The organism is Streptomyces sp. NBC_00846 (assembly GCF_045207325.1).
Classification (GTDB): domain Bacteria; phylum Actinomycetota; class Actinomycetes; order Streptomycetales; family Streptomycetaceae; genus Streptomyces.
Genome location: NZ_CP108846.1, coordinates 7,358,966 through 7,382,100 on the forward strand (window position 1 = coordinate 7,358,966; position 23,135 = coordinate 7,382,100).

34 protein-coding genes and 5 pseudogenes are annotated in these 23,135 nt (G+C 66.3%); 13 read left to right on the forward strand and 26 right to left on the reverse strand.

Annotation, left to right across the window (positions count from 1 at the left end):
* Nucleotides 1-549: 549 nt before the first annotated feature.
* The 7 genes from OG936_RS33680 (at nt 550) to OG936_RS33710 (ending at nt 4,611) form a co-directional block, all read left to right on the forward strand.
* Complete coding sequence (locus OG936_RS33680) at nt 550-723, forward strand: CsbD family protein (protein WP_266749759.1); 174 nt, start codon at nt 550-552, stop codon at nt 721-723.
* Nucleotides 724-1,034: 311 nt separating this feature from the next.
* Nucleotides 1,035-1,310, forward strand: a complete 276-nt coding sequence (locus OG936_RS33685; protein WP_266749760.1) for a DUF5133 domain-containing protein — start codon at nt 1,035-1,037, stop codon at nt 1,308-1,310.
* Between the two features lie 79 nt (nt 1,311-1,389).
* Complete coding sequence (locus OG936_RS33690; protein ID WP_406499668.1) at nt 1,390-2,355, forward strand: LLM class F420-dependent oxidoreductase; 966 nt, start codon at nt 1,390-1,392, stop codon at nt 2,353-2,355.
* 9 nt (nt 2,356-2,364) lie between these two features.
* The gene (locus OG936_RS33695) at nt 2,365-3,033 is read left to right on the forward strand and encodes a HemK2/MTQ2 family protein methyltransferase (RefSeq protein ID WP_406499669.1); all 669 of its coding nucleotides are present in this window, start codon (nt 2,365-2,367) and stop codon (nt 3,031-3,033) included.
* Nucleotides 3,034-3,091: 58 nt separating this feature from the next.
* Nucleotides 3,092-3,274 carry a CDGSH iron-sulfur domain-containing protein gene (locus tag OG936_RS33700; protein WP_406499670.1) on the forward strand — a complete coding sequence of 61 codons (183 nt, stop codon included), beginning with the start codon at nt 3,092-3,094 and terminating at the stop codon, nt 3,272-3,274.
* Nucleotides 3,275-3,361: 87 nt separating this feature from the next.
* A complete protein-coding gene (locus tag OG936_RS33705; RefSeq protein ID WP_406499671.1) occupies nt 3,362-4,192 on the forward strand; it encodes an IS5 family transposase in 831 nt (276 codons plus the stop codon).
* A complete protein-coding gene (locus OG936_RS33710) occupies nt 4,189-4,611 on the forward strand; it encodes a hypothetical protein (RefSeq protein WP_406499672.1) in 423 nt (140 codons plus the stop codon). Before OG936_RS33705 ends, OG936_RS33710 begins: the two co-directional genes overlap by 4 nt.
* A gap of 77 nt (nt 4,612-4,688) precedes the next feature.
* Here the strand turns inward: OG936_RS33710 and OG936_RS33715 are convergent, their stop codons facing one another.
* The 11 genes from OG936_RS33715 to OG936_RS33765 form a co-directional block, all read right to left on the reverse strand.
* Entirely contained in the window at nt 4,689-5,666 is a 978-nt protein-coding gene (locus OG936_RS33715) for an iron-containing redox enzyme family protein (RefSeq protein WP_406499673.1), read from the reverse strand.
* A 460-nt stretch (nt 5,667-6,126) separates the two neighbouring features.
* Entirely contained in the window at nt 6,127-6,300 is a 174-nt protein-coding gene (locus OG936_RS33720; protein WP_266749769.1) for a CsbD family protein, read from the reverse strand.
* A gap of 16 nt (nt 6,301-6,316) precedes the next feature.
* Complete coding sequence (locus tag OG936_RS33725) at nt 6,317-6,724, reverse strand: gas vesicle protein K (RefSeq protein ID WP_266749771.1); 408 nt, start codon at nt 6,722-6,724, stop codon at nt 6,317-6,319.
* Nucleotides 6,714-6,962, reverse strand: a complete 249-nt coding sequence (locus OG936_RS33730; RefSeq protein ID WP_266749772.1) for a gas vesicle protein — start codon at nt 6,960-6,962, stop codon at nt 6,714-6,716. Before OG936_RS33730 ends, OG936_RS33725 begins: the two co-directional genes overlap by 11 nt.
* Nucleotides 6,959-7,774: a GvpL/GvpF family gas vesicle protein gene (locus OG936_RS33735; RefSeq protein ID WP_406499674.1), complete on the reverse strand. Its 816-nt coding sequence runs from the start codon at nt 7,772-7,774 to the stop codon at nt 6,959-6,961. Before OG936_RS33735 ends, OG936_RS33730 begins: the two co-directional genes overlap by 4 nt.
* Nucleotides 7,771-8,217, reverse strand: coding sequence for a gas vesicle protein (locus OG936_RS33740; protein ID WP_406499675.1), 447 nt, complete (start codon nt 8,215-8,217; stop codon nt 7,771-7,773). The genes OG936_RS33735 and OG936_RS33740 overlap by 4 nt, the downstream gene beginning before the upstream one ends.
* Before the next feature lie 82 nt (nt 8,218-8,299).
* The gene (locus OG936_RS33745; protein WP_259930026.1) at nt 8,300-8,551 is read right to left on the reverse strand and encodes a gas vesicle protein GvpG; all 252 of its coding nucleotides are present in this window, start codon (nt 8,549-8,551) and stop codon (nt 8,300-8,302) included.
* 9 nt (nt 8,552-8,560) lie between these two features.
* Nucleotides 8,561-9,274 carry a GvpL/GvpF family gas vesicle protein gene (locus OG936_RS33750; RefSeq protein WP_406499676.1) on the reverse strand — a complete coding sequence of 238 codons (714 nt, stop codon included), beginning with the start codon at nt 9,272-9,274 and terminating at the stop codon, nt 8,561-8,563.
* A gap of 3 nt (nt 9,275-9,277) precedes the next feature.
* Nucleotides 9,278-9,742, reverse strand: a complete 465-nt coding sequence (locus tag OG936_RS33755) for a gas vesicle structural protein GvpA (RefSeq protein WP_406499677.1) — start codon at nt 9,740-9,742, stop codon at nt 9,278-9,280.
* A gap of 87 nt (nt 9,743-9,829) precedes the next feature.
* Complete coding sequence (locus OG936_RS33760; protein WP_406499678.1) at nt 9,830-10,225, reverse strand: gas vesicle protein; 396 nt, start codon at nt 10,223-10,225, stop codon at nt 9,830-9,832.
* A 372-nt stretch (nt 10,226-10,597) separates the two neighbouring features.
* Complete coding sequence (locus OG936_RS33765; protein WP_266749781.1) at nt 10,598-10,987, reverse strand: VOC family protein; 390 nt, start codon at nt 10,985-10,987, stop codon at nt 10,598-10,600.
* A gap of 158 nt (nt 10,988-11,145) precedes the next feature.
* Between OG936_RS33765 and OG936_RS33770 the strand changes: the two are divergent.
* Both OG936_RS33770 and OG936_RS33775 read left to right on the forward strand, forming a co-directional pair.
* A pseudogene (locus OG936_RS33770) lies at nt 11,146-11,354 on the forward strand (LysR family transcriptional regulator); the annotation flags it as partial.
* A gap of 338 nt (nt 11,355-11,692) precedes the next feature.
* Nucleotides 11,693-11,935, forward strand: coding sequence for a hypothetical protein (locus OG936_RS33775; protein ID WP_266749782.1), 243 nt, complete (start codon nt 11,693-11,695; stop codon nt 11,933-11,935).
* A 76-nt stretch (nt 11,936-12,011) separates the two neighbouring features.
* Here the strand turns inward: OG936_RS33775 and OG936_RS33780 are convergent, their stop codons facing one another.
* The 5 genes and pseudogenes from OG936_RS33780 to OG936_RS33800 form a co-directional block, all read right to left on the reverse strand.
* The gene (locus OG936_RS33780) at nt 12,012-13,064 is read right to left on the reverse strand and encodes an SRPBCC family protein (protein WP_406499679.1); all 1,053 of its coding nucleotides are present in this window, start codon (nt 13,062-13,064) and stop codon (nt 12,012-12,014) included.
* 6 nt (nt 13,065-13,070) lie between these two features.
* Nucleotides 13,071-13,775 (reverse strand): histone protein, encoded by a 705-nt coding sequence (locus OG936_RS33785; protein ID WP_406499680.1) that lies wholly within the window; start codon nt 13,773-13,775, stop codon nt 13,071-13,073.
* A gap of 7 nt (nt 13,776-13,782) precedes the next feature.
* Nucleotides 13,783-14,038: pseudogene (locus tag OG936_RS33790) on the reverse strand (gas vesicle protein GvpG).
* 833 nt (nt 14,039-14,871) lie between these two features.
* Nucleotides 14,872-15,318 (reverse strand): SRPBCC family protein, encoded by a 447-nt coding sequence (locus OG936_RS33795; RefSeq protein WP_266749786.1) that lies wholly within the window; start codon nt 15,316-15,318, stop codon nt 14,872-14,874.
* Nucleotides 15,319-15,475: 157 nt separating this feature from the next.
* A complete protein-coding gene (locus OG936_RS33800; RefSeq protein WP_266749788.1) occupies nt 15,476-15,631 on the reverse strand; it encodes a DUF6131 family protein in 156 nt (51 codons plus the stop codon).
* 203 nt (nt 15,632-15,834) lie between these two features.
* Here OG936_RS33800 and OG936_RS33805 point away from each other — a divergent pair.
* Together OG936_RS33805 and OG936_RS33810 are read left to right on the forward strand one after the other, a co-directional pair.
* A pseudogene (locus OG936_RS33805) lies at nt 15,835-15,930 on the forward strand (transposase); the annotation flags it as partial.
* A gap of 19 nt (nt 15,931-15,949) precedes the next feature.
* A pseudogene (locus tag OG936_RS33810) lies at nt 15,950-16,175 on the forward strand (hypothetical protein); the annotation flags it as partial.
* A 116-nt stretch (nt 16,176-16,291) separates the two neighbouring features.
* Here OG936_RS33810 and amaP read toward each other — a convergent pair.
* The 5 genes from amaP to OG936_RS33835 form a co-directional block, all read right to left on the reverse strand.
* Nucleotides 16,292-16,888: an alkaline shock response membrane anchor protein AmaP gene (gene amaP / locus OG936_RS33815; protein ID WP_406499681.1), complete on the reverse strand. Its 597-nt coding sequence runs from the start codon at nt 16,886-16,888 to the stop codon at nt 16,292-16,294.
* Between the two features lie 8 nt (nt 16,889-16,896).
* The gene (locus OG936_RS33820) at nt 16,897-17,580 is read right to left on the reverse strand and encodes a DUF6286 domain-containing protein (protein ID WP_266904931.1); all 684 of its coding nucleotides are present in this window, start codon (nt 17,578-17,580) and stop codon (nt 16,897-16,899) included.
* A complete protein-coding gene (locus tag OG936_RS33825; RefSeq protein ID WP_405683351.1) occupies nt 17,577-17,777 on the reverse strand; it encodes a hypothetical protein in 201 nt (66 codons plus the stop codon). Before OG936_RS33825 ends, OG936_RS33820 begins: the two co-directional genes overlap by 4 nt.
* 242 nt (nt 17,778-18,019) lie before the next feature.
* Complete coding sequence (locus OG936_RS33830) at nt 18,020-18,247, reverse strand: hypothetical protein (protein ID WP_266749793.1); 228 nt, start codon at nt 18,245-18,247, stop codon at nt 18,020-18,022.
* Nucleotides 18,248-18,285: 38 nt separating this feature from the next.
* Nucleotides 18,286-18,717, reverse strand: a complete 432-nt coding sequence (locus tag OG936_RS33835) for an Asp23/Gls24 family envelope stress response protein (RefSeq protein ID WP_406499682.1) — start codon at nt 18,715-18,717, stop codon at nt 18,286-18,288.
* A gap of 181 nt (nt 18,718-18,898) precedes the next feature.
* Here OG936_RS33835 and OG936_RS33840 point away from each other — a divergent pair, with 181 nt between their 5' ends.
* Nucleotides 18,899-19,690: a hypothetical protein gene (locus tag OG936_RS33840; RefSeq protein WP_266749796.1), complete on the forward strand. Its 792-nt coding sequence runs from the start codon at nt 18,899-18,901 to the stop codon at nt 19,688-19,690.
* 434 nt (nt 19,691-20,124) lie between these two features.
* Here OG936_RS33840 and OG936_RS33845 read toward each other — a convergent pair.
* Nucleotides 20,125-20,355 (reverse strand): annotated as a pseudogene (locus OG936_RS33845) (hypothetical protein); the annotation flags it as partial.
* 148 nt (nt 20,356-20,503) lie between these two features.
* Here OG936_RS33845 and OG936_RS33850 point away from each other — a divergent pair.
* The gene (locus tag OG936_RS33850; protein WP_266749797.1) at nt 20,504-21,046 is read left to right on the forward strand and encodes a hypothetical protein; all 543 of its coding nucleotides are present in this window, start codon (nt 20,504-20,506) and stop codon (nt 21,044-21,046) included.
* Nucleotides 21,047-21,079: 33 nt separating this feature from the next.
* On the opposite strand, the gene OG936_RS33855 is transcribed toward OG936_RS33850, so the two are convergent.
* The 4 genes from OG936_RS33855 to OG936_RS33870 form a co-directional block, all read right to left on the reverse strand.
* Nucleotides 21,080-21,253, reverse strand: coding sequence for a CsbD family protein (locus tag OG936_RS33855; protein ID WP_266749799.1), 174 nt, complete (start codon nt 21,251-21,253; stop codon nt 21,080-21,082).
* Nucleotides 21,254-21,316: 63 nt separating this feature from the next.
* Nucleotides 21,317-21,799, reverse strand: a complete 483-nt coding sequence (locus tag OG936_RS33860; protein WP_406499683.1) for a hypothetical protein — start codon at nt 21,797-21,799, stop codon at nt 21,317-21,319.
* An 80-nt stretch (nt 21,800-21,879) separates the two neighbouring features.
* Nucleotides 21,880-22,434 carry a hypothetical protein gene (locus tag OG936_RS33865; RefSeq protein ID WP_406499684.1) on the reverse strand — a complete coding sequence of 185 codons (555 nt, stop codon included), beginning with the start codon at nt 22,432-22,434 and terminating at the stop codon, nt 21,880-21,882.
* 116 nt (nt 22,435-22,550) lie between these two features.
* A complete protein-coding gene (locus OG936_RS33870; protein WP_266749804.1) occupies nt 22,551-22,706 on the reverse strand; it encodes a DUF6131 family protein in 156 nt (51 codons plus the stop codon).
* Nucleotides 22,707-23,135 lie beyond the last annotated feature (429 nt).

A 23,135-nucleotide genomic window follows, 5' to 3' on the forward strand; every position in this document is an offset into this window, starting at 1 on the left:
GCATCCCTCGGCCGCGCTGCGGGCGAGGGGCGCACCGTCGTGGCCAAGTGAGGGCCTCGTGTCCGATTTTCAGATGGCTGCCCAGTTCCTTTGCTGACGGTCTCTATCCCCGCGTGCGATGCCGACTACGGCGCCAGGACCCTGCCCCGTTGCCACGGACCGTTTTCGAGCGACCTCGCTCAACTTACGGTTGGTCCGCTGGGGTGGTGCGAAGCAGCGACGCGAGAAAGGACGAGAACAATGACCACAGAACCTTCCCCCGAGGGTCCCGGGCCAGTCCCCAGTCGGCCGGATCCGGTGCCACACGACCCGCAGCCGCCGTCCGAACCAGGTCCCGGTGAACCCGAGCCCCAGCCGGACGCGGAGCCGTCCCCGGCGCCGGGTCCCGGTTCCCGCCCGGTCCCCGAGCCGCCCGACTGACCGGAGAGTGTCGCTCCCGCGGCCCTTCTTTCCGGTTGCTCGTGAGCGCGACACCTCACCGATTGCGGCCTCAGAGTGATCGACGCAAGGTGGATACGTCAGCCCCCCACAGTGAAGGACGGAATCGTCATGGGTAAGGCAAAGGCGAAGGCCAAGCAGGTCAAGGGCAAGCTGAAGGAAACCGTCGGCGATGCCATGGACGACAAGGGCATGCAGGCAGAGGGCCGTGGCGAGCAAATGACGGGCAAGGCCCAGGAGACCGCGGCAAAGGCGGCTGAGCGGCTGAAGAAGTCCGGACAGTAGGACCTGCATTGTGGGCCGCGAACCCGGGGCGACCGCATCCGGGTTTCACGGCCGCCGGGGCCCGGCCTGGTGTCGGCCGCGCGGCTGGCACCAGGCGTCAGGTTTCGTTGCTCGGTGAAAGTTCGCTGACGTTCGGCGAATGCGAGCGCCGGGTGATTGCAACGCCGGGTCGCCGAGGCTGATTGCCCCCGGTGTTCATCCTTCCTCCCGTTGAGGCAAACGCCGCCGTATCGACTCGGGGTTACCTACTTGCGCGGAGTGGTGTTGTCGCCCTCACGCGCGTGCGCCGCCACTCAGCCTAAGGAGCCGCGATGTTGCTCCCGGACAAGTCCCTGGTCGATTCGCTGCTGCGGCGCTATCGCGCGTGGGAGGTCGTCGTCCTGGCAGAGCCGCACGATCTGGCTAGCCGTCGGCACCTTGAGGATGTCGCGTACACCTTGTGTGTGCTCATGGGGCAGCGCACCACCCGTGATGCGATTACAGAAGCCGAGTTCTACCTCGGGTGGGCCCGATCGGTGGTGCCGGCTGCCGATGTGATGACGCGGGACGGCGGAAAACAGTCTCGTGTTTTCTCGGGCCCGAGGTGAGCGGCCTCGTCAGATGACCCGTGTGCCCCGGAGCCGGACAGCTCGTGTTCGGAGCCGAAGGCTCGGCAAGGAGTGTTCCATGGTGCTGGTCGGATACACGATGATGACCGAGCAGGCCGGTCCGCGTGAGCTCGTCGAGCACGCGGTGGGCGCCGAACGCGCCGGCTTCGACTTCTCCGTCACTTCGGACCACTTCTTTCCGTGGCTGGACTCCCAGGGGCACGCCCCGTACGCATGGAGCGTGCTCGGCGCGGCCGCACAGGCCACGTCGAGGATCCCGTTGATGACGTACGTGACATGCCCGACCGTGCGATACCACCCTGCGGTGGTCGCTCAGAAGGCCGCGACGATGCAGCTGCTCGCCCAGGGGCGGTTCCGACTCGGTCTCGGCTCCGGCGAGAACCTCAACGAGCATGTGGTGGGCGCTGGCTGGCCCGCCGCCCACGTTCGTTTGGAGATGCTGGAAGAGGCCGTGGAAGTGATTCGAGCGCTCTTCGGTGGCCGTGATGTGAGCCATCACGGCACACATTTCGACGTGGAGAATGCCAAGCTCTGGGACCTGCCGGACGAGCTGCCTGAGATCGGGATCGCGGTGTCGGGGGAGCGGTCGTGCGAGATCGCCGGCCGGCTCGGCGATCTCGTCATTGCCACCGAGCCCAGGAGCGACCTGCTGGACGCTTTCGACCGGCACGGCGGTAGGGGCAAGCCGCGGGTCGGCCAGCTGCCCGTCTGCTACGACACAGACCGGGATGCGGCGGTCGCACGGGCGCACGACCAGTTCCGCTGGTCGGTCGGCAGCTGGAAGGTCAACGCAGAACTGCCCGGGCCGGCCGGATTCGCCGGGGCCTCCCAGTTCGTACGCCCGGACGACATCGCGGATTCCATCCCGTGCGGTGACGACCTCGGCACCTTTGTCGAGGCAGTGCGTCCCTACGCCGAGGCGGGCTTCACGGAGGTCGCCCTGGTCCAGGTCGGAGGTGACCATCAGCGGCCCTTCCTCGACTGGGCGGAGAAGGCCCTGCTGCCCGCCCTGCGTGATCTCTGAGAGCCGGTCGTGGCAGTGAAGTTTCTCCAGCCTCCGGGTGTCTACGCGCCACAGGAAGACACAGCCATGCTGATATCCGCTCTGCGGCGTGAACGTCTGTCACCCGGAGCGGAGGCACTCGACGTGGGTACCGGTACCGGCGCGGTGGCGATCGCCGCCGCCCGCCACGGCGCTGCCCACGTGATCGCCATCGACGCGTCGGCCGCGGCGGTGCTCACGACACGACTGAACGCACTGCTGTCCGGGCACGCGCGGGCTATCCGGGCCAGCCGCGGTGACCTGACGGAGCCTGTGACCGGCCTGAGGTTCGACCTGGTGCTGGCGAACCCGCCGTACGTACCGTCCGCGAGTATCCGCATGCCCCGTCGCGGTACTGCTCGCGCCTGGGAGGCGGGGATCGACGGCCGGGCGGTGATCGACCGGCTCTGTGCGAAGGTCCCCGCTCTGCTGCGCCCTGGGGGCGTGCTGCTCGCGGTCCACTCCGCGTTGAGCGGCCCAGTGATCACCGCAGCGCGGCTGGCTGAAGCCGGACTGGACGTCACCGTGACCGACCGCCGGTTCGTTCCCTTCGGGCCTGTCCTGCGTGAACGGGCCGACTGGCTGGAGATGCAGGGCCTGATCGAGCCCGGCCAGGAGAAAGAGGAACTGGTGGTGATCCGTGCAGAACGGCCGTACTGAACCGGAGACCACACCTCGGGCAGCTGCACGGCGCGTCATGCAGGAGCCGGGCGGACCCATGCTCGTGGAAGGGCCCGTTGAAGTGGTCCAGGAGGACGGCACCCTTGCCCGCTCGGACCGTCCGGTTGTCGCACTGTGTACCTGTCGGCGTAGCCGCATCTTCCCTTGGTGCGACACGAGCCACCGCGGCCGGAAGAAGCCGAAGAAAGCCCCATCGCCGGTCTCAGAGGGCGGTATGTGACGTGATGCCACGTTTGCTGTCGCTGGAACGTGTGGCACAGGCGTATCGGGGCTGATCGGAGAGTCCTGTCGTGCTGGAGTGTTCCTCGTGAGAGACCGCCAGCCCTACAAGAGCGACTTATCCGACGAGCGGTGGGCCCTGATCGAGCCCGTCATCGCTTCCTGGAAGGCTCAGCATCCCTCCGTCAGCGGCCACCAAGGCGCCTACGAGATGCGGGAGATCGTCAACGCCCTGCTTTACCAGTCCCGTACCGGCTGCCAGTGGGACTACCTCCCCCACGACCTGCCCCCGGTCGGAGCGGTGAAGTACTACTTCTACAAATGGCGCGACGACGGCACCGACCAGACCATCCACGACCTGCTGCGTTGGCAGGTCCGCGAGAGCCGGGGGCGCAAGGCCGACCCGAGCCTGGTGGTGCTCGACACCCAGAGCCTGCACGCGGCCGCCGGGGTGCCCGCCGACACCACCGGAAGGGACGCGGCAAAAAAAGTCTCAGGCCGCAAACGCGGCCTGGCAGTTGATGTTCTCGGTCTGGTGATCGCGGTGGTGGTGCTGGCCGCGTCCGCGCATGACAACGCCGCCGGCATCGCATTGCTGGACAAGGTCGCGGCCGACACCGACACGGTGCAGAAGGCCCTGGTGGACCAGGGGTTCAAGACCGCCGTCGTCGACCACGGGCAGAAGGTGGGCATCGACGTCGAAGTCGTCGAGCGCAACCCGGCAACCAGCGGGTTCGTCCCGCAGCCCAAGAGGTGGGTGGTGGAGCAGGTGAACGGGATCATGATGCTGCACCGCAGGCTGGTACGGGACTACGAGCACCGGCCCGCCTCCGCCGAGTCGAGGGTGTACTGGGCCATAAGCGACCGGATGGCCCGGATGCTCACCGCGACCTCCACCCCTACCTGGCGCGGCGCATGAGCGGCAGCGAGCTGACCTTGGGAGCGGTGCTGGCGCACCTGGAGGAGCAAGAGCGCGATATCGCCGCGCAGGCCGAGGCTACACGGGGACGCATCGCGGAACTCACTGCGCAATTGGGGGAGTTCGACCGGGCCGCCGAGGAGGTCCGCATCACCCGCAAGACGCTGCTGGCTCTGCCTGATCCATCCCCGCCGACGCCGCCGGCCGCGAAGCTGCCGGACCATCCGGCCTACCGGCAGATCATGGCGGTGTTCGCCGCGGCCGACGCCCCGCTGCGGGCGCGGGCGGTCTGCGAGGCGATGGATCTGGAGATCGCGCCCAGCAACGTCAACAACGTCCGGCTGAAGCTCAAGCGGCTGGCCGAACGCGGGATCCTGATCGAGCCCGAGCAGGGGTTGTTCACCCAGCCGCGGCCATAGTCACCCGGAGAGGCCACCACCAGCCCGACAGCTCCAGCTGCAAGCGCGAAACGGGCAGCACGTTACTTACTGCCCTCTCAGAGCGGCACACGGAGTGATGACTCGCCGTGCCGCCAGGCGCCGAGCAACTGCTCGCCGAACCGGTCCTCCAACCATCCGGTGGCCGCGATGCCGAAAGTGACGTCTGGTGCCAGATCCGGCTCCTCCTGGAGCAGACCGGCGACGACCTCATGCCGCATGAGTTGCTCATGCACGGCGTCGGCCTCCACGTGCTCCGCATAGAAGTGGACCGCCGCAGACCCGGCACCGACTCGCTCCAACGCCTCAGCGAGGCGCCTGGACCCCGGTGATGAGGTGATCTCCACTGAGGCGAAGTGACCGACCAGCGCGCCACGGTGTGAGCGGTGGAGTCCAAAGAGCGACATGAGGTTGACGGTCGCGAGCATCTGCCGCGAGCCAGCGTCGAGGTAGCGCCCGTACGAGGTGTCCAGGTGGAGGTCCGCCATCAGATCGGCGAACAACTGCGCGTGGACCTGTTCCGCTCGTCCCGTACCGAATTCGTCGTACTCCACAGTGGCCATTCCTGCCTTGGCCCGGCCCGTCAGGCGCGGGAGCACCCACACGTGCGGATCGGCCTCCTTGAGGTGGTAGAGCGAGCGGTGGGCGGCGTACTCGCGCAGATGCCACAGCTCGCCCTCGTCCCGCAGGAAGTACGACACGCCGTCGGCGTCCACCGGCTCCAGAACGAGTTCGTCCAGCGCGCTGCCGACATCCTTAGCCACCGGCACGTCAGCGCGCAAAGCCGCCATGAACTCCCGCTCCAGATCGGCACGCACCCTGAGCAGTTCCGGATCCCACTCCCAGGCGCCGTCCACACCGTCGAAGCCGCGGTAGTGCAACTCATAGCAGACGTACAGGGCGAGCTGGAGGTCGTCGCCGTACGGGTCGCCACCCGCCACCAGGGACGTGTCCGGCAGCCTGCGCCGACCCGGTTCCCGGCCGAGCGCCTCGATCAGGGCGGCAGACACCTCGCCCCGGGTTTCCGGGAGCTGCACGGTGCTTCCCTTCCTTGGCATTCGTCTCCATCGCCCTTGCGACGAGGCTCCCAGCTCCGCGTTCCGTCTCGTCCACATCGGAATCAGGCTCGCTCACAACCAGGATTTCCGTATCGAGTAGGGCGGAGAGCTTCGCCAGGGCTTTGGACTCGGAGTAGCCCACAACGAAGACTCTGGCGGTCGTGTGATTTCCCGTACCCGTCGGCGTTTGGAGGAACGGGCGGTCAGTTATTACGGAGACGTTCACCAGGAACATTTTAACGGCCCGTCGCATATCCGGTTCACCCGGACATGCATGAAGTGAGCGCACACAAACGCCCTGTTCAGCGCCTCGTACACCGAGCGCGCACTGTCCCGCCGCCAGTTGGGTCGATTTGCAGCGAGCCGGCACTGGGTGCTCTGGACGCCAGCCCCCCTTATTCGGAGTGCGGCGGCGGGGCCGTCACTGCATGTCCTTCTTTCAGTGCTTGAAGGTGTCCTTGCCCTTCTCCACTGCCTGCTTCACTTTGCCCTTCATCTTTTGGGCCCTCCCCTTTCCCTCCAGGCTTTCGTTGCCCACGACCTTCCCGGCCGTTTCCTTGGTTTTCCCCTCCGCTATTTTGCCGATGTTCTTGGACTTCTTTCCGATACCCATGTCGTGCTCCCTGGGATCATTCGGGTGGTGGCAGCAGCGTTCCGAGAGGTCCGAGATCCAAATTGAGATCTTGCATGGAAAGGTCGTATCGAGCGCAGAGTTCAATCATACGACTGTGCAGAATCATCAGAGTTGCTCCCAGACGCTCCTCCTGTTCCTCAGTGAGGTCTCCTGCGTCGACCCGCTGAAGGGCCTGGCGTTCCATGAGCTGTCGCAGCAGCTCGACGAGTGTGAGTACGAGTTTGATCAGGTCCCGTTCCACCGTGTCCGGGTCGGTAGTGATCCGGTGGGCCGGCCTCCGCACCTCCGCGCCGCCCCGGGGCAGGATGTCCTGCGGCACTGCGGGCAGCATGCGGAAGGCGCGGGCGGCGGCATCGGCGACCTCGGCGAGGCGGTTTCCGGACGGACGGTCCTCACCGGTCATGGTCGACTCCTACGGGTGCTGAAATGGCATGCCACGGGGAAGGATTCTGTTCGCTGATGGAGACGATCAGCGCGCGCAGCGATATGCGTACGAGGTCGATATCGGCGATGGAGAGCACGACGTCACCGGTGAGGACCACGCCTCCGCTGAGCAACCGGTCCAGCAGGTCGATCAGTGCGATCTGCCGTTGCGGCAGCGGCTCCTCCGGCGTGGCCTCCGGCCTGCTCGCCGCCCTCACGGCGTGGCCCTCTTCAGCGGTTCGGCTTCGGCAAGGGTGGCGAAGGAGTATGGGGCCCACGGCCCGGTGACTTCGACGCGTACCCCGGGTAGTCCTTCTGCGGCCTGCATGACATCGGCGCGGAAGTCTTCGGCCTGTTGCAGCGACACAAGGTAGGCGTCGTTGATGACGTTCTCTCCCGGCCCGCGGGCGAGTTCGCCTTGCTGCGGCCGGTGCTGGACGCGATCAACCGCATAAGCGCGGGCGGCGGCCTCGACCTGCTCGGCTGCCTGTTCGGCGCCCCGATAGGCGTCTTCGCGGGCGTGTCGCTGTGCTCTTCGCTGGCTGAGGTAGGCCCGCCCGGGGCTCAGACCCGCATCTGTGGGTGGGTCTGCTGGCCTCTCGGTCTCAGCGGCCGCTTCGACATAGATCTTGACGCCCCACTCCACCTGCGCTGCCAGGTCCTTCAGTCTGCCGGCAAACGCCTCGTGGCGGGCCCGAAGCATGAGTCGCACCCGCTCGTCGTCGAGGTATACCGTCGCCAGACGCAGTGGCAGGACGGCGGTGCGGGCGGCCAACGCCTCAATCACACGGTGATGGGCGCGGGCGACGGACTCCAGCCAGTCCAAGTCCTCAAGATGCGCTCGCAGCGCGGCTTCCTGGAAGTCGCGCTCGGATACCGGGCTCACGGCGACCACCACATCCTCGCTGTGTTCTACACGCACTAGATGCACCGGCGCCTCCGCCACTCCAGGGAGCCCGGGCAGAGCTTCCTCCAGCGATCCGTCGGCGTCCCGTGCTACGGCGTACGCATAGGAGACCGTGGCGGTCATGGCTCGTCCCGCCTCTCGCTGCGGGGGCTGGGCCCTGCTCGTTTGGTGTGTGAGGTGCGCCGGGGAGCCGCAGCGCGGCTCTCTTCGTCCTTGACCCGTGGCAGCTCACGGTCCTCGCGCAGCGCCGTGATTTCAGCCTGCAGCCGTTTGTTCTCCTCGGCGAGTGAGCGGTAGCCGTCGTTGGCGCGTGACGACAGTGAGGGATCGTGCTCCCACCAGTCAATGCCCATTTCCTTCGCTTTGTCCACCGAAGCGATCAGCAGGCGCAGCTTGATGGTAAGTAGTTCGATGTCCAGGAGGTTGATCTGGATATCGCCTGCGATGACGATGCCTTTGTCCAGGACGCGCTCCAGGATGTCGGCGAGATTGGCCGAGGAGCCCTGGCCATACGGGGCGGACCTGGACGGGAGGTCGCCCAGCCTCCTGGCGACGGGTTCGGTCACGGCCGCTGCACCTCAATTCCCTGGTGTCCCGGAGCTTCGACGGGGGCGCGTGGCAATGCGCCCGTTCCACCGGCTGCCGCGATCAGGTATCGACGCCCTGGACATGGGCCCTGATCTCGTCCAGCCGGTCCAGCAACTCGTCCTCGCGCCGGTCGAAGGTTTCCTCGTCGATGTCTCCCGCCACGAGCGCTCGCTCAAGTGCGGCGAGTTCCCGTTCGACGGGTGCCGGGTCGTAGTACTCGTTCTCCGCGGCCTCGACGACGCGCTCCATGACCCAGGCCACGCCACGCACCGGCGCCAGCGGAAGAGTCGCGAGTTGAGTCAGCAGTCCCATGAGCACTCCTTAGACGAAGCTGTAGGCGGGCAGCGGGCCGACCAGTCGCAGGTCGAAGTCCTCGCCCAGTTCCTTGGCGATATCCTGCTCCGCGCCGAGGAAGCTCTCCTCGTTGTCCCGCTCCACAAGGAAGGACACATTCAGGAAGTCGTTCCCGGTCGGCTGCGACGAGCGTTCTTCCCGCGCGAGTCCGCGCAGCGCATCGAGGACTGCGACGGCGAGCCGATCCTGCCGCGCCTGCACTTCCTGGGAGACCAGCTCCCCGAGGGCGAGCGGCAGTTCCGGGCTGCTGCGGCCGCTTCTGATCTCCTCGTTGAGCTCGCGCGCCTCGTCGGACTCCTGAAGGATTTGGCGCAACAGCGCATCCTCGTCCTGGGTGGCCTTCAGGTGGTATTCCACGCAGCCCTCCAGCGCCCGCAAGCGTTCGCTGAAATTATCCGTACCGTCCTCCAGGACCGCTCGTACAGCGTCGTCGTCCGTGGTGGTGAAGCCGAACTGCAGCGGCAAAACGGTGCCGTCGGCCATCAGTTGTTCCTGGACGGCCTGGTGCGCGCTGAGGTCTCGGCGTTTGGGACGCAGCTCCTCGGGCGCGTCGCTGACGACCGCGGACAGCATTTCGGTGCGCACCGCGCGGAGGGACGCAGGCGGGTCCCCCACCCCGTGGAGGCCGTCCAAGCGCTGCGGATGGGTGGCCCTGACAATGGAATACACGTACACGGCCATGGCTCACTCCTCCCGGCGTCGGGCGGCAGGCCGACGCCGCGGCCGCTCCCGCCTCTCCTCGGGCTCCTTGCGGCTCTTCTCGGGCCGCTCGGTCTCCTCGTCGTCATGTCCTCCCTTCAGGGCATCGGTCAGCACGTCAGCGGCCCCACTCAGAGCACCCTTGGCTTTCCCATGCGCACCGCCCTCGGTCACCTCGCCGACCAGGTCGGTCAGCTGAGACGGAGCCTTGCGACCCTCCTCCAAGTCGAGGCGGTTGCAGGCCTCCGCGAAGCGCAGGTAGGTATCCACGCTCGCCACGACGATGCGGGCATCGACCTTGAGGATCTCGATGCCCACCAAGGACACACGTACAAAAACATCGATCACCAGGCCGCGGTCCAGAATCAGCTCGAGGATGTCGTAAAGGTTTCCGGACCCTCCTCCGCCGGCCCTGGAAATGGTTCCTCCGCCCTGCGGCACCATAGTCATGGTGCCTCCTTTCAGCAGCTCACACGTGGCTCCGGACGAGGCCGTTTCCGTTTGTCCGGCGAGCGGTGCAGCAGTGGTGTTCCGGCCCTAGCCACGCGGGTCGATCTGGCTTCGGGTGTAGCGGCGGGTGCGCTCGTACGCCAGCAGTTCGCCTTCCTCGTCCAGCGTCACCCGGTAACTCGCCATCACGCTGGTAGTACCGGGGATACGTTCCAGCTCCAAAACTTCCACGTCCGCCTGCCAGCCGCCCTCCGTCGGCTTCACCGCCGAGACGGACTCGGGTGCTCGCCCCAAAAGCTCCTGGAGCTGCTCAGCCGCATACCGCATGGCCCGCGGGGCCGAAACCCGACGGGCCGCACGCTTCGTTTCGCTCGTGCGGCTGCTGGCCCGTCCAGTGCTGGTATTCCTGGCGGTCTTCTTGACGGGCTTCTTGCTGGACGGACGCCGGACGCGCCCTGTCTCGTCCTCTTCGCCTACGGCCATGTTCCCGCTCCGGAATCGGAGACGACATGATGCCCGCGTCACCTTCACAAGACGCCGTTCCATGATATACGGCCTGGGCTGACCGCATCTCGGAGCTCGCACATTGCTTCAGCGCCGGGCACAGCCTCCTAACCGCGTGCCGTAGCCCCCCAGTGGCTGCATAGCACCATCACTGCCGCATAAGAAGCGCTGTGAGTGGTGGGGTGGTGGGCACTGTCGGCGTGCTTTGAACCGTGACCCCCTATCGGTCGATGAAAAGTGACCCCTTCCGTGATCAAGTGGCTGCCCGCGCCGGTGACCTCGCCGTCGAGCTCGAACGCCGCCTCTACCTCGTCACGATCGAGGGTGTCCGATGGGTTGCCGTGGGGATCCTCAGGCGTCCTGCAGGTACCAGCGCAGTTCCACGGTGTTGCCGTCCGGGTCCTGCACATAGAGGGAGGCCGCGGTGCCCTGGGCGCCGAAGCGCTCGCCAGGACCGTCCAGCACCGTGAAGACGTCGGAATCGATGACCTGCTGCCAGTCGAGCGGCTCGACCACCAGGCAGATGTGGTCGACGTTGGAGCCCTCCGGCCGCTCGTCGGGCGCCTCGACGAGGTCGATGATGGTGGTGGGGCTCACCCGCACGGACGGGAAGGAGACCTTGCCGGCCCGCCACTCCTCCACCCGCACCGGTTGCAGCCCCAGCGGGCCGGTGTAGAAGGCGAGCGAGCGCTCGATGTCGGCGACGTTCAGGACGAGGTGGTCGAAGGCAATCACGCGCATGGATGTCTCCGCAGGGTCGGGTCGGCCGGGGCACCGGTGGTGGTACGACGGGGCCGGCGGCTCCGGGCCTCGCCGGTCCGGGGCGGTGGCTGTTCGCTGACTGCCGTGGCCTGCCCTTGACTTCAGCATCGCCGAGCAGGCATCCATTGGTCCAACGCATGTTTGTCATCCGATCCATCGTGTTTCACGATGGATCAATGGAGATCTCCAGCAGATGCGCTACGTCCTCGCGGTAGCGGAGACCGCGAGGTTCACCCGCGCCGCCGAGCGGTGCCACGTCGTCCAGTCCGCGATCAGCCACCAAGTGGCCCGGCTGGAGAAGGAACTGAGTGCCCGGCTGTTCGAAGATACGAGGCAATCTGACCGTCGGATCGATTCGCACTGCTGCGCGGACATACGTACGTGACGTTGCTTGTGGACCTCGAAGCCCGGCGACCGATCGATGTACTGCCCGGCAGGGAATCCGCGCCAGAGCCCGCTGGCTCGTCGACCATCCTGAGGTGGAGGTCATCTGCCAGGACCGTGGTTCCACCTAAGCCGAGGCCGCACGCGCGGCGGCACCGCAGACCGTCCAAGTCGCGGACGCCTGGCACCTGTGGAACAACCTCGGACAGTAGCTGTGGAGAAGACCGTGCCAGGACACTGCAAATGCGTTCGGTCCGCGTTCGCCGATACGGGCCCGCCTCTTCCGAAGAGGAGCCACCTTTGGCCCCGGACGGAACCAAGGACGTCAACGGCCGTCCGCGCCGCATCGTCGCCGGTATCCGCGAACGGCACCAGGCCGTGCACGAACTCCTCTCCCATGGATGCCCGTCGCGTGGAATCAGTGTCGACGATCTGCTGGTCAAGGTCACCTCCCGCCGGACGCTGCTGGACGACTTCAAGCCGTACATCTACAAGCGGTTCGCTGAGGGCTGCCACGACGCCGGCCAGCCAAATCTTCCGTGAAGTCCGCGACGGATTGGTGGTCTGCGGCCCCGAAACGGAGTAGACCCCCTGCCTGAAGTCGACGTCAGTCACGGCGTTACCTCTGTTGCCTTTGCTTCCTGGAGGGGGTTACGTCCTCTTCGTCTCCTTCTTCCCCTTCTTCTTCCTCGTATTCGCCTTCTTCTTCTTCTTCGTCCTCGTCCTCGTCCTCGTCCTCGTCCTCGTCCTCGTCCTCGTAGTCTTCGTCCTCGTGCTCGTAGTCCTCGGGCCTCTTCTCGTAGTCCTCGTCCTCGGACTCCTCGCCTTGTGCGTCCTCCTGCTCGGCGGCCTCTTCTTCTTCCATGGCGTCTTCGTGGGACACGACGACTTCACCGTCCCGGATTTCACCGCGCCAGCCCTCGGGCTCTTCCTGGGCGAGGGAGACGTATCGCTGAAAGTGCTTGAAGTCGAGTCGCATTCGGCGTCCTTGGGCGCGCCACAGGTTGCCCGTCTTCTCGAAGAACCCGGACGGGTAGTACTCCATGACCAGGGCGATTCGAGTCAGGCTGGGTGCCAGCTCATGGAAGCTAACCGCACCACGGGTAGTTCCCTTGGCTCCCTCGGACGTCCAAACGATGCGGTCGTCGGGAATCTGTTCCTGGACAGTCGCTTTGAAGCTGCGCGAGGAAGGGCCGACTTTGACCTTCCAGTCACTGGACATCTCATCGCTCTTCGAGACGTCGCGAACGCCCTTCGCGAAGCTGCTGAACTGGTCGTACTGCGTCCAGTGGTCGTACGCGACACGCAGGGGCACTCCCACATCGAGCACCTCGATGATGTTCATGACCTTGCCGCCGCTCGACTTGCGTTTCCCCTTTCCGCCGCCGAACGCTTCCTTGACCTTCCCCACGACTTTGTCCTTGACGCCCTTGGCTTTCTCCCCGACGAATGCCTTCAGCGGGGAGTCGCCCTGGAGAATACGGGAGCCGATCGCGGGAAGCGATCCACTCTCGGCCACATCAGTGAGCTGCCCAGTGACATCGGTCAGCTTGTCGCCCGCCTTCTCGGCGAGTCTCTCCACCTGTGCACTGAGGAAGTTGGACGCTTCTTCGCGAAGCCGGTCCGCACCCGACTTTTCTGCCGTGGGCTGGTCTATTTCCGTCCTGGTCATGACTGGCTACCTCCGACGATCGGCGCGCTTGGACGCTGCTCGCTTCGACGACGTCGTCTTCCGGGCGGCGGACTTCTTGGCCGGAGCAGTTTTCTTCGCAGCCGTCTTCTTTGGCGGGGCCGTCTTCCGGGCGGCGGACTTCTTGGCCGTCCGAGGCTTTTCTCCGTGGGCGGGAGCGGCCTTCTTGCGTGCCGCGCCCCCTCTGGGCTGGGCGCGACTGCGGCGCCGCTTCGGCTGCCTCTCTTCCTCCTCTTCCTCAGCCTGGCCCTCTTCGTACTCGGCCTCCGGCTCTTCCTCTTCCTCTTCCTCTTCCGGTTCCTCCTCTTCCTCGTACTCTGCGCCTCCCTCTTCCGGCTCGTACTCTTCCTTGTCCCCCTCTTCCTCTGCCTCATCCTGCTTCTCACCGAGCCGGGCCGTACGGTCGCTGAGGGCATCGGCCAGCGAACTCATGCCCCGGTCGGCGGCGGCAGCCACTGCCTTACGGCCCGCGTCGAAGACTTCCCCTTTCAGCTGCTCCTGCAGCTCGGCGAACTGGGGAATCTCTCCGAGTCTGCGCATCCCTTCGGCGGCAAGCTGTCGGGGTTCAAGGCCGAATCGTCTCCCTGCCAGATATGTCGCAATGGTCAGCGCCAGCCGGCCCTTCTTCGTCCGGCCCAGCACATAGCCGCCCACTACTGCGGCCGCGAGGGTCACCTTGGCTGTGTCATCCATGAGGGCGTCACCTTCGATCGTTCGGTGCGGGGCCGACGTGTGCAGCATGCAGCCGGTCCAGCAGCCTTTCCTCTTCCCGGTTCGAACTCCTCCGTGCTGCTATTTCTGTCTTCAAGTTCCCGGTTCAGTACAGCCGGCTGGGCACGGTGCACTCCTGGGGCGTGTAACTCGCGCTCGGCAGCATCGTTGAGTTTCTCCGCCACCCAGATCACACCGCGGACCGGTGCGTTGGGGAGCGTGAGCAGTCCCGTGATCAGTCCCATGTCAGACTCTGACCAGCCTGAACGTGAGTGCCTGCAGTGGCGACGAAGTTGCAACAGCGCAGCGGGCCCGCAAGACGCAGCTTGACGTGTGCGGTGCGCGCTTCCGAATCGCTCCGCCGCGCTTCGGGAGACATCGCTTTCGCCGCGCGGCTGTCGTCGAGGATTTCCCGCTGCGCGGCCGACGTTCTTCTGCCATGCATTCAAGTCTGGTCGGTATCGGGCGCTTCGCACCTTGAAGAGGTATGGGGCGCGCCTGCCGGGGTGGGCGGCTGCTGTGGTGATCGATGTTTTGGCGGTGTAGCGGACGACGGTGCACGAGCCCATCCTTTTCATGGCTGCGGGGTCCAGGTGCCGGTCGTACGGTCACGCTGCCGGCCGGGTGCACGAAGGGCTGTTCCACGGCTGTGGTCGCGGCGTGCGCGAGTCCATGCCGGGCAATGGCGAGACACTCCGTGTAACTGCGGCGCGGGACATTGCAGCCAGGAGCTCGTCGCCACTCGGCGGTCGAGTGCTCACCCGCTGTCTGATGCTCGTACATCTGCCGCGCGGCCACAGCGCCCTGGCCACCCGCAACGCCTCGCCGCGACCGTCCAATCCCTTCCGCCGCACCTGTGGCGTTCCCTGACCTGGGCCCAGGGCGTGGAGGTGGTGGCCGCCGGACTCAACAGCCGACCACGAAAGATGCTCGGCTGGGAAGCCCCAGCCGAGCATCTCGCTAAAGCTACTGGACTCAGTCAGCTGACCAGCAGTGTTGCGACGACCCCTCGAATCCGCCGGCCACCGGGCATCGGTGGGAAGACGAACTGTTGGGGCTGGTCCTCTCGTCCTGTCGCTCACCCCGTGTCCTGGGGCATTTCTTCGACGACTTCCGCAAGTCGCCGCAGCATGCCGCGGTGCCGGATCTGCGCAAAGGCGTCGAGAACTGTGTTGTGGAGACTCCCTCCCAGTCCGCGCAGCGGGTGCTCGTCGAGAATGACCAGGGTCTTGTCGCCCCACGGCCGGATGTCGAAGGCAATCCGTGCCGTACCCAACGTCCCTCCGTGCGCTTCGAGTTCCAGCGCGCGCGGCGCGTCGAGGCGACGGACCGTCGTGCGTCCGTGGAACTCCTTAGGCCCCACGCGCGCCGTGTATTTGATCGACGATCCGACTTCCGGCCAACGCCCTTCGCCCGGGGCGGAGTCGAAGGTCCCTACCACCCAGTCCGCGTAACGGCTCTCGTCCTCCAGAACCGCCCAGAGTACGGACGGTTCTCGGGCGATGAGCTGATGACGTACAGCCATGTGTGCTCCCATCCGGGACGCTGAATTTCCGACCCTGGTAGCGATCTGCGGGCCGCGGCATCAATATCTACATCGAGCATGCGGCACCCGAGCACACCGAGATCACGGCCGCCGCTGGACATCACATTGGCCGCACGGGGAGCCGGAACAAGCAGCCCTACCAGTAGTGCCGTCGACCGCCCACCGCATGCCCGACGGCACCCAGGATCCAAAGAACGATGCCGATCGCGACGAGCACGATACCGATGGTCCATAGGATCGATATGCTGGCCACCAGACCGATGACCAGCAGAATGACGCCGAGGATGATCATGGCGTCCTCCGTTCTCCCAGGTCTTTTCAGTATGCGCCTCACACATACGCACGGCGATGCAGACCGTGCGAGGCGATCGTCCACCAGACCAGGGAAAAGGCCATGCCGCGAGGGCAAGCACATCCTGCGCTTCCGCCTGGCCGTCATCATCGCCGGTGCGCTCGGCACCATCGGCGCCGTGACGCAACCCATCAGCTTCCAACGGGACCCGCTCCAAGACGGTACTGACCGACGTCGGCCCAATGGAGATCACCGTGCCCAGGGACCGTGAAGGCGCGTTCGAGCCGAAGAGCGTACGCCGGCGGCAGAAGCCTCTGCCGGGCGGTCAAGGCCCGCGGTCACTTCCTCAACGAAGGCCGCACTGAAGCGCGTCCACATGGAGATCATGTCCCTGGATCCCACCGGCAAGGGTCAAGCCCGCTGGACCATGCGTTGGAGAACTGCACTGAATGCCTTCGACATCACCTTCGACGGCCGTCTCTCAGTAGCCCGCCAGAAACCTCAACAACGTGAGCTACACCGCTCGTTTGACAGACCCGCATGAGGGCCTTGTGCTGGTCGGTGGAGATGTCGCAATCCCTACCGAACCCAGAAGGTGCTCACTCGTTCAAGATCACCACGCCGTGCGATAACTGTCACCAACCTCCGTGTACAGGACACTTAGGTGACGCGGCGGGTGCGGTGGCGGACTTCCCGGAGTTGGACCTCCGACGGGAGGCGGTCCAGGCCTGCCGAGTCCCGTGCGTGTGCGAGCGTTTCCCGGCTCAGTTGCTCTAGAGCCCGCGCCGGTTCCGCGTGAGGCTTCAGCAACAGCCGTACTCGTGCGGCCGGAGCAGCAGGCCGACCCGTCAGCCGTACATGAGCCCGCGAGATCCCGTCCAGGTCTTGCGCCTCTTCCTCGATTGCGTCCTCCAGAGCGCGGCCGTTGAGTCGGGCCGCCGTGTCGTCTTCGCTCTCGATGAGGACCTGGCCCAGCCGGTGTCTGCGCAGTTGCGCCAGAAGCCACCACAGCAGCAGCGCGAGAAGCACGGCGAGCACCGCAATGACGGCCGGCCACCACCAGTTCTCTTCCCGCCACCGGGTGCGTCCCTCGGTGCCCAGCACGACATCGTCCGGACCTCGGAAGGGCCACCAGCCCGGCACGTCGAACCCCCAGTGGCGCTGGAGATCCAGCCCACCCAGCAGCACGCCGCCACCCAGGGCGAACAGTGCAATGCCGAGCAGCGCCAGCAGCATCCGGTTCACTGCCTTGAGCATGGGACACCTCACCCCTTCTTCGGGCGCCGGACGCGCACGTCCAGCGTGGGCTGCTGGGCGAGACCCAAGTTCGTCACGGCTTCGCCCAACGCGGCGTTCAGGTCCGCGTGGACCTCGTTGAGATCGCGGAAATGTGCCTGTGCCCGGGCTTTGACCTTCCGACGGCCGACGTCGACCCGTGCCGATTGCACACCGGACACCCGTACGGCCCGGTCGCGCAGAAGCAGGGCGGCTGCGTGGCGGTCGAGCCCGGCGCGGACTTCCCCTGTTCTGGGGATTCTGGTGGGCTGCCGCATGGGTAGCAGTCTGCGCAGTCCCGGCGTCACCGCCAGCAGGAAAAGCCACAGGCCAAGGGCCATCGCTACGGCGGCTCCGACGGTCATCCAGATGTCATGCAGTGGTCGTGTGGCCAGTTCCTCGGCGAGACGCCGTCGCCAGCTCATCCCGGGCTGGTCTGCCCGCACCGAGACCACGTCGTACAGGAGCAGCCCAATGGCTGCGACGGACAGCAGCGCCACAATGGCTGCGGGGATCCGCCGTGCGGACCAGAAGCGGCGCGCCGACCGGCCCGATTTATGGACCGCTGCCGTCGCGCCCGTACCTGGGGGGTTGCCCGCGGACGAAGTTGGCTGTCCCGTACCGGAGGGAATGTCGCCATCGCCGGTCGGCTGCCGCCAGGTGTTCGCGCTCATCTCACTCTCTCCCGGTCTGTATGCCGCGAGTGCACCGAGTGCAGTCTCTCGACCGACACCGTGAGTTCGGACACGTCCATGCCGGCCCATGTCCTGAGCCGTTCGATGACCTCGCGGCGCACCGCAGCGCACTGAGTTCCGATGTCGGACGGATAGCCCAGCTCCATGGCGATGCGCATCCGTACTTCGCCAAGCATGGCCGGACGGCTATCGGCAGGATCGCTGTCCCGTCCTGTGTCGTTCCGCTCCGGTGCCCGCCGCACAGACGTCGTCACGTGTGGTGTGCGGCGGTCGGGCGGTACGTGGCCGGCCGACTCGGTGAACCGGCTCAGTGCCTCGCGGGCCACGTGGGAAGCGATCTTCGCAACGACTCGGTCGGAGACGGTGGTCGCACCCCGCTCCCCGCGAGGAAGGCCCGGACGACGATCGACGTCACTGGTCACTGCCGCCAGTCTCCCTGAGTCTGTCGCCGGTCATCGCGCATCCGCTGGTGGTCGTCACGGCGGCGGATGAAGTCACCCGGTTCGAGATCACCTTCCATCAAGCGCCCGGCGACAAGTCCGACGGCGCCCAGTACCAGCACGAGCAGGAAGGCCCAGAAGCCACCGAAGTATCCGGCGAAGCCCAGTGCCATTCCGGCAATCAAGCCGACCACAGCCTTGCTCATCACGCGCTCCTTCGCTCAAGCGGGCTGCTCCCCCTTGGCTACTGAACCCGCTGCCGCTGTTCCTCTTCGTCCTCCTCGTCGGGCAGCTTCACATCGCTGACCGCGATATCGACTTCCACGACTTCCAGGCCCGCCATCCGCTCCACTGCGGAGATCACGTTCTCGCGTACGTCACTGGCCACGTCCGTGATGGAGACGCCGTAGTCGACGACGATCTCCAGATCGATGGCCGCCTGCACCTCTCCCACCTTGACGCTGACCCCGCGCGTGACGGATTTGCCACTACCGGCGCCGGGCATCCGCTCCCGCATGGATCCCATCGAGCGGGCGAATCCACTGCCCAGGGCATGGACGCCGGGCACATCGCGTGCCGCCATTCCGGCGATCTTCTCTACCACCACGTCGGCGATGGTCGTCCGACCGCGAGAGCCGGGCGCACCGCCGTGCTTTCCGTCGGTGTTCTCAGTCATCGGGCTATTCCTCCCTGAAGGAGATCACCTAAGCACTCTTTGATCGGATTATATTCGTTTTAGTGGGTTTTATCAGAGGCGCGAACCGTGAGACGGGGTGGTCCAACGAGTGGTACGAAGTGCCCCTGTCCAGAGCCCCTGCGGAGTGGGGGCGCAGTGCGGGAGGGGGAGAACCGCGGCCATGGAAGAGGGTGAGAGGCCGGTGAAAACTGAGGCGTGGATGCAGGCAGTACGGCGCCAGCTCGGCCTGGGTCGGCTGCTCCCGCTCGGAGGGCCTGACGACGGGACGTGGATCACCGAGCAAGCGGCCGTCCGGGCCCTCGGGCGCACGGCCGCTGAGATTCCTGGCGTTTGGCTGGAGAGCCTGCGCATCGGACCGGTATCGCTCGGGCCCGTGTCCGAGCCGTCCGTCCGTCCGCCGGCCAGTGCGCTATCGCCTGGCCCGCTCAGGATCGAGGCCGCATTCACCGCATTCATGGGGCGGCCGCTGCCCCGGACCGCGGAGCAGTTGAGGGGCGCATTGCTCAACGTGGCCGCTGAACGGCTCGGCCTGTCCACCGTGGCAGTTGATCTGCGCGTCACGGACCTCTATGAAGGCATGGAGAGAGAAGTCAGGTCGCGGACCGCAGGGAACGCCACGGGGCCCCCGCCGGAGGCTGCAGCCGCGCGGAGCTCGCTCCCAACGACCGGAACAGGACCCATGCGGGGCCCCATTGGGGAGCTGGCCGACGTCGCGGCGGCTGTTCCGGGCGTGGCCCGCCTCACCGCCGTGCTGGGAAGCCGCCCGGTCAAAGTGGAGCGACATGACCATCCACCAGGCCGGCACATCGAGGTCCAGCTTGCGGTCGCCCCCGGGTACCATCCACTGGAAGTAGCCCGCGCCGTCCGGGCGGCGGTAGCGGACGCAGCCACCAGTGACACCTCGGGCCTGGTAACCGTCGCCGTCCTCATCGCAGAAACTGCGGCCTACTGAGGTTGGACTCGTGGTGTCGTAGGGGCTGATGGTTCTCGATCCGTGCGGTATCACCGTGACATACGAGATCCACAAGGGGGCGGGCTGACCGCTGAACGGCAGGAGTTCCGGGAGCGGTTACGGCTGGAGGCGGCCGAACGGTTCGGGCGGGGTGAGACGAACGCGGTGATCGCCACGGATCTACGGGGCAGCGTCCGGTCTGTTCAGCGATGGCGCTGGGTTTGGGCCGAGGCCGGCCCCCAGGCTCTGTGAGCAAGCGGTTGAAGAACGAGCGGTAGCGCTGGAGCGCAAGGCGCAGATCCTCGGTCGCCACCTCCTCACCGCGATGCCACTGGCCTTCGAGACCTTGCTTGTGCTCGGCGAAGGTCGTGGCCAGTGCCTGCATCGTCTCGGCGACCAGCTGGTCGGCCGCGTTGACGGCGTTCTTGGGGTCGTCGACGAATTCGCGACACCACGGCGAGGAACGGGTCGCGTGCCGGGTCCTGCGGATCCGGCGGAGCGAGGTATGCAGAGGGTCCCTGCTCGTATCCTTTGGCGAGCGCGGTCGTGAAGGCGGTGACGAACTCAGGCGTTGATGCGCCACAGACCGTCGTCCTCGCCCTCGGGTAGGAAGCCGAGCCGAGCCGTACCCGGAAGTCGGGGGCGGCCACGTAGACGTTGCCGATCATGTGGAATCAGAAATGTTAACGCTCAGGCTGTCGAGGAGGCGGAGGAGTTCTCGACATGCCCGTCTGGCCTAGGTGTATTGCCCTGTGAGGTGGTATGAGGTCAGGGACGAAAGCCACCGCGAAAGGTGACGAGGAGGTTGGTCCGATGCGCGAGAACGCGGAACAGCGCGGAGATGACGAGCGCCATGAGCGGCGTCCAGGGCTGCTGCGACGGTGGCGGGAAACTTTGGACGAGCACACCAACCCAACGCAGCGCTCCCTCCTTGCGACCTGGCTCTCCTTCGGGGCCACCTTCGGGGGCGCCCGCCTGATCACTCACGGCATCCGCAGCGGCCGACTGCCCTGGGGCAACGTCTCCACGTCGGGCGGGACCCACATGCACCATTACAACTTCGGTATCGCCACGCTGGCCGGTGTCGGACTGGTCGCCGTACGGGGTGACGCACAATACGTTGGACATCCCGGCGTCGGGGCGGCCTACGGCGCCGGAACAGCGCTCATCGCCGACGAATTCGCCCTCCTCTTGGACCTGAAGGACGTCTACTGGGCCAAACAGGGCAGGATCAGCGTCGACATCTCGCTCAGTATCATCTCCGTCCTCGGCCTCTACCTCACCGCCGCCCCCTTCTGGCACGAACTGACCAAAGCCACCCGTCAGCATGCCCTGGAGCGCCACTCCTCGGCGTAGAGCCCCTGCGGGCCGGGTCGAGGGGCGCAATGGTCAGTGTTTGAAGGCGTCCTTGATCTTCGCCCCAGCCTGTTTGATGTTGCCTTTGACCTTGTCGCCGCGTCCTTCCGCCTGCAGACGCCGACTACCTGTTCCGCGGCCGGCAGCCTTTTTGGCGCCGCCTTTGACCGCTTCGGCTTTGTGCGCGATCTTCTTGGCGATACTCATGGTCGGCCGTCCTTTGTGAGTGATCTGCCAGTGCATCGGGAGGGTGGCCAGTCAGCGGTTTGGTCAGGTGCTGAGCAAGCGGTTGAAGAACGAGCGGTAGCGCTGGAGCGCAAGGCGCAGATCCTCGGTCGCCACCTCCTCACCGCGATGCCACTGGCCTTCGAGACCGCGCTTGTGCTCGGCGAAGGTCGTGGCCAGTGCCTGCATCGTCTCGGCGACCAGCTGGTCGGCCGCGTTGACGGCGTTCTTGGGGTCGTCGACGAATTCGCCCTGGATCTTCTGCCACCTGGCGCGGAATACCTCCTGCTCATTCCCGAGCAGGGGTTCGTTCTCCTTGGCCAGTTCTTCTTCGCGGCGTTCACTGGCGGATGCCCGGCCGCCGCTTTCCTCCCGGCCCTCCCGGTCGGTGGTCGTGGCCTCCCCGGGGTACTCCGGTGGGGCGTCAGCCAAGCCCGGCGCCTCATCTCCGGGGTCCTGCCGGGCACCGGTCAGGTCCTCCGTGGACGGAACGCCCTCGTTCGGCTGGGGTGTGTCTTGGTTGCGCATCTCTTCACTTCCGTCCGTCACGTGTTGCGGCCGGGCGTCGACTGGGCCGACTCGTCATTCTCAAGTCACTGGCTGCGGGCTCACTCCTGGCTCTCGCGTGGCCGGTCGCCGTTGTGGAGCAGTTCGTCGAACAGCTCGCGGTAGTGCACCATCGCGCCGCGCAGCTCCTCCGTGGTCGCCTGATGGCGGCTGCTGCGGTCGTTGACCTCGTGGGCGGCGCGGTAGTGCTCCAGCGTGCGCCCGTGTTGGACCGACAGGTCCTTCAGCTGCTGCTCGTACCCCTTGGTCGGGTACCCGCGTTCGCTCATGAGCGTGGTTACGAGCCGGTCCGCCTGGTGGACCGCGTCGTCGGGCCGGTCGACGAACGTCTCCTGCACCCGGGTCCAGTCCTGGGTGTAGCGGTCGCGGACAGGTGCGGGTAGTGGCTTGATGTCCAGCGCGTCGTGGCGTTCCTCGCGCTCGCGCAGCTCACGCTCGCCCGCCCGGCGACCGTGCTTGGCTTCCACGGCCCGCTCGTACTCCGGGCCGAATTGCTCCCGCAGCTTCCGGCGGCGCATGGTAAGCATCCACGCTGCCACCGTGCACAAGAGAAGCACCAGCACGACGGCAATGATGATCACGACAATAGGGGACATTGGGTCCTCCGCTCGTTAGCCGAGTGAGCCCCCGTGCAATGCGGCCGCCGCCCCTGCCCACGCCTCAAAGAGGGCGGTTCACCCGCCCACGCTGTACAGCGGGGGCGCGGTTGCGTCTACCAGTAATGCCGTCGTCCGCCGACCGCGTGGCCCAGGTGTCCCAGCAGGAACAGGATGGCCCCGATCACGATCAGGATGATCCCGACAGTCCACAGGATGGTGATCTTGGCCAAGAACGCCACAATCAGCAGAACGACTCCGATGACGATCACGGTTTCCTCCGATCACGCATGAACCCCAGCGCTAATCGTCCTCTCTGCCTTCCTCACTGACAAATTGATCAGCAAGGTCAGCCAGGGCCCGCCGTACCGCAGGCCGGACGCGTGCTCGCCTGCGCGGCCGCAGTTCCCCCGTCTCCACCACGACGCCCTGGCGCCACCGGGTCCCACGACGAGCGCGCCCTTCCCGGGGGAGTGGCACGGACGTGGACCGGAAGACTGCCCGCACCGGCGATGTCGACCCTACTGAATGCGAGGGTGACCCCGGCTGGACTGCTTGTGCAGGGTTGGAAGCTGCCGGACCCGACGACTACGCGTCCCGCCCTGGCGCCTGGTGAAAGGCGACGTCGGCCCAGGCGCCCAGAGCGGGGCGGGGCGGCATATCGAGTGTGACGGCGATGATGCGGCCTTGGGCCAACCGTG

Coding starts and splice junctions, on each gene's coding strand:
- OG936_RS33780 (WP_406499679.1), bottom strand. CDS start 13,064: ATGACCAGGACGGAAATAGACCAGCCCACGGCAGAAAAGTCGGGTGCG.
- OG936_RS33830 (WP_266749793.1), bottom strand. CDS start 18,247: ATGAGCAAGGCTGTGGTCGGCTTGATTGCCGGAATGGCACTGGGCTTC.
- OG936_RS33685 (WP_266749760.1), top strand. CDS start 1,035: ATGTTGCTCCCGGACAAGTCCCTGGTCGATTCGCTGCTGCGGCGCTAT.
- OG936_RS33835 (WP_406499682.1), bottom strand. CDS start 18,717: ATGACTGAGAACACCGACGGAAAGCACGGCGGTGCGCCCGGCTCTCGC.
- amaP (WP_406499681.1), bottom strand. CDS start 16,888: ATGCTCAAGGCAGTGAACCGGATGCTGCTGGCGCTGCTCGGCATTGCA.
- OG936_RS33710 (WP_406499672.1), top strand. CDS start 4,189: ATGAGCGGCAGCGAGCTGACCTTGGGAGCGGTGCTGGCGCACCTGGAG.
- OG936_RS33840 (WP_266749796.1), top strand. CDS start 18,899: ATGGAAGAGGGTGAGAGGCCGGTGAAAACTGAGGCGTGGATGCAGGCA.
- OG936_RS33765 (WP_266749781.1), bottom strand. CDS start 10,987: ATGCGCGTGATTGCCTTCGACCACCTCGTCCTGAACGTCGCCGACATC.
- OG936_RS33700 (WP_406499670.1), top strand. CDS start 3,092: ATGCTCGTGGAAGGGCCCGTTGAAGTGGTCCAGGAGGACGGCACCCTT.
- OG936_RS33725 (WP_266749771.1), bottom strand. CDS start 6,724: ATGACCGGTGAGGACCGTCCGTCCGGAAACCGCCTCGCCGAGGTCGCC.
- OG936_RS33690 (WP_406499668.1), top strand. CDS start 1,390: ATGGTGCTGGTCGGATACACGATGATGACCGAGCAGGCCGGTCCGCGT.
- OG936_RS33825 (WP_405683351.1), bottom strand. CDS start 17,777: ATGCTTGGCGAAGTACGGATGCGCATCGCCATGGAGCTGGGCTATCCG.
- OG936_RS33750 (WP_406499676.1), bottom strand. CDS start 9,274: ATGGCCGTGTACGTGTATTCCATTGTCAGGGCCACCCATCCGCAGCGC.
- OG936_RS33735 (WP_406499674.1), bottom strand. CDS start 7,774: ATGACCGCCACGGTCTCCTATGCGTACGCCGTAGCACGGGACGCCGAC.
- OG936_RS33865 (WP_406499684.1), bottom strand. CDS start 22,434: ATGTCCCCTATTGTCGTGATCATCATTGCCGTCGTGCTGGTGCTTCTC.
- OG936_RS33720 (WP_266749769.1), bottom strand. CDS start 6,300: ATGGGTATCGGAAAGAAGTCCAAGAACATCGGCAAAATAGCGGAGGGG.
- OG936_RS33820 (WP_266904931.1), bottom strand. CDS start 17,580: ATGAGCGCGAACACCTGGCGGCAGCCGACCGGCGATGGCGACATTCCC.
- OG936_RS33855 (WP_266749799.1), bottom strand. CDS start 21,253: ATGAGTATCGCCAAGAAGATCGCGCACAAAGCCGAAGCGGTCAAAGGC.
- OG936_RS33800 (WP_266749788.1), bottom strand. CDS start 15,631: ATGATCATCCTCGGCGTCATTCTGCTGGTCATCGGTCTGGTGGCCAGC.
- OG936_RS33785 (WP_406499680.1), bottom strand. CDS start 13,775: ATGGATGACACAGCCAAGGTGACCCTCGCGGCCGCAGTAGTGGGCGGC.
- OG936_RS33680 (WP_266749759.1), top strand. CDS start 550: ATGGGTAAGGCAAAGGCGAAGGCCAAGCAGGTCAAGGGCAAGCTGAAG.
- OG936_RS33745 (WP_259930026.1), bottom strand. CDS start 8,551: ATGGGACTGCTGACTCAACTCGCGACTCTTCCGCTGGCGCCGGTGCGT.
- OG936_RS33850 (WP_266749797.1), top strand. CDS start 20,504: ATGCGCGAGAACGCGGAACAGCGCGGAGATGACGAGCGCCATGAGCGG.
- OG936_RS33755 (WP_406499677.1), bottom strand. CDS start 9,742: ATGACTATGGTGCCGCAGGGCGGAGGAACCATTTCCAGGGCCGGCGGA.
- OG936_RS33795 (WP_266749786.1), bottom strand. CDS start 15,318: ATGGCTGTACGTCATCAGCTCATCGCCCGAGAACCGTCCGTACTCTGG.
- OG936_RS33760 (WP_406499678.1), bottom strand. CDS start 10,225: ATGGCCGTAGGCGAAGAGGACGAGACAGGGCGCGTCCGGCGTCCGTCC.
- OG936_RS33860 (WP_406499683.1), bottom strand. CDS start 21,799: ATGCGCAACCAAGACACACCCCAGCCGAACGAGGGCGTTCCGTCCACG.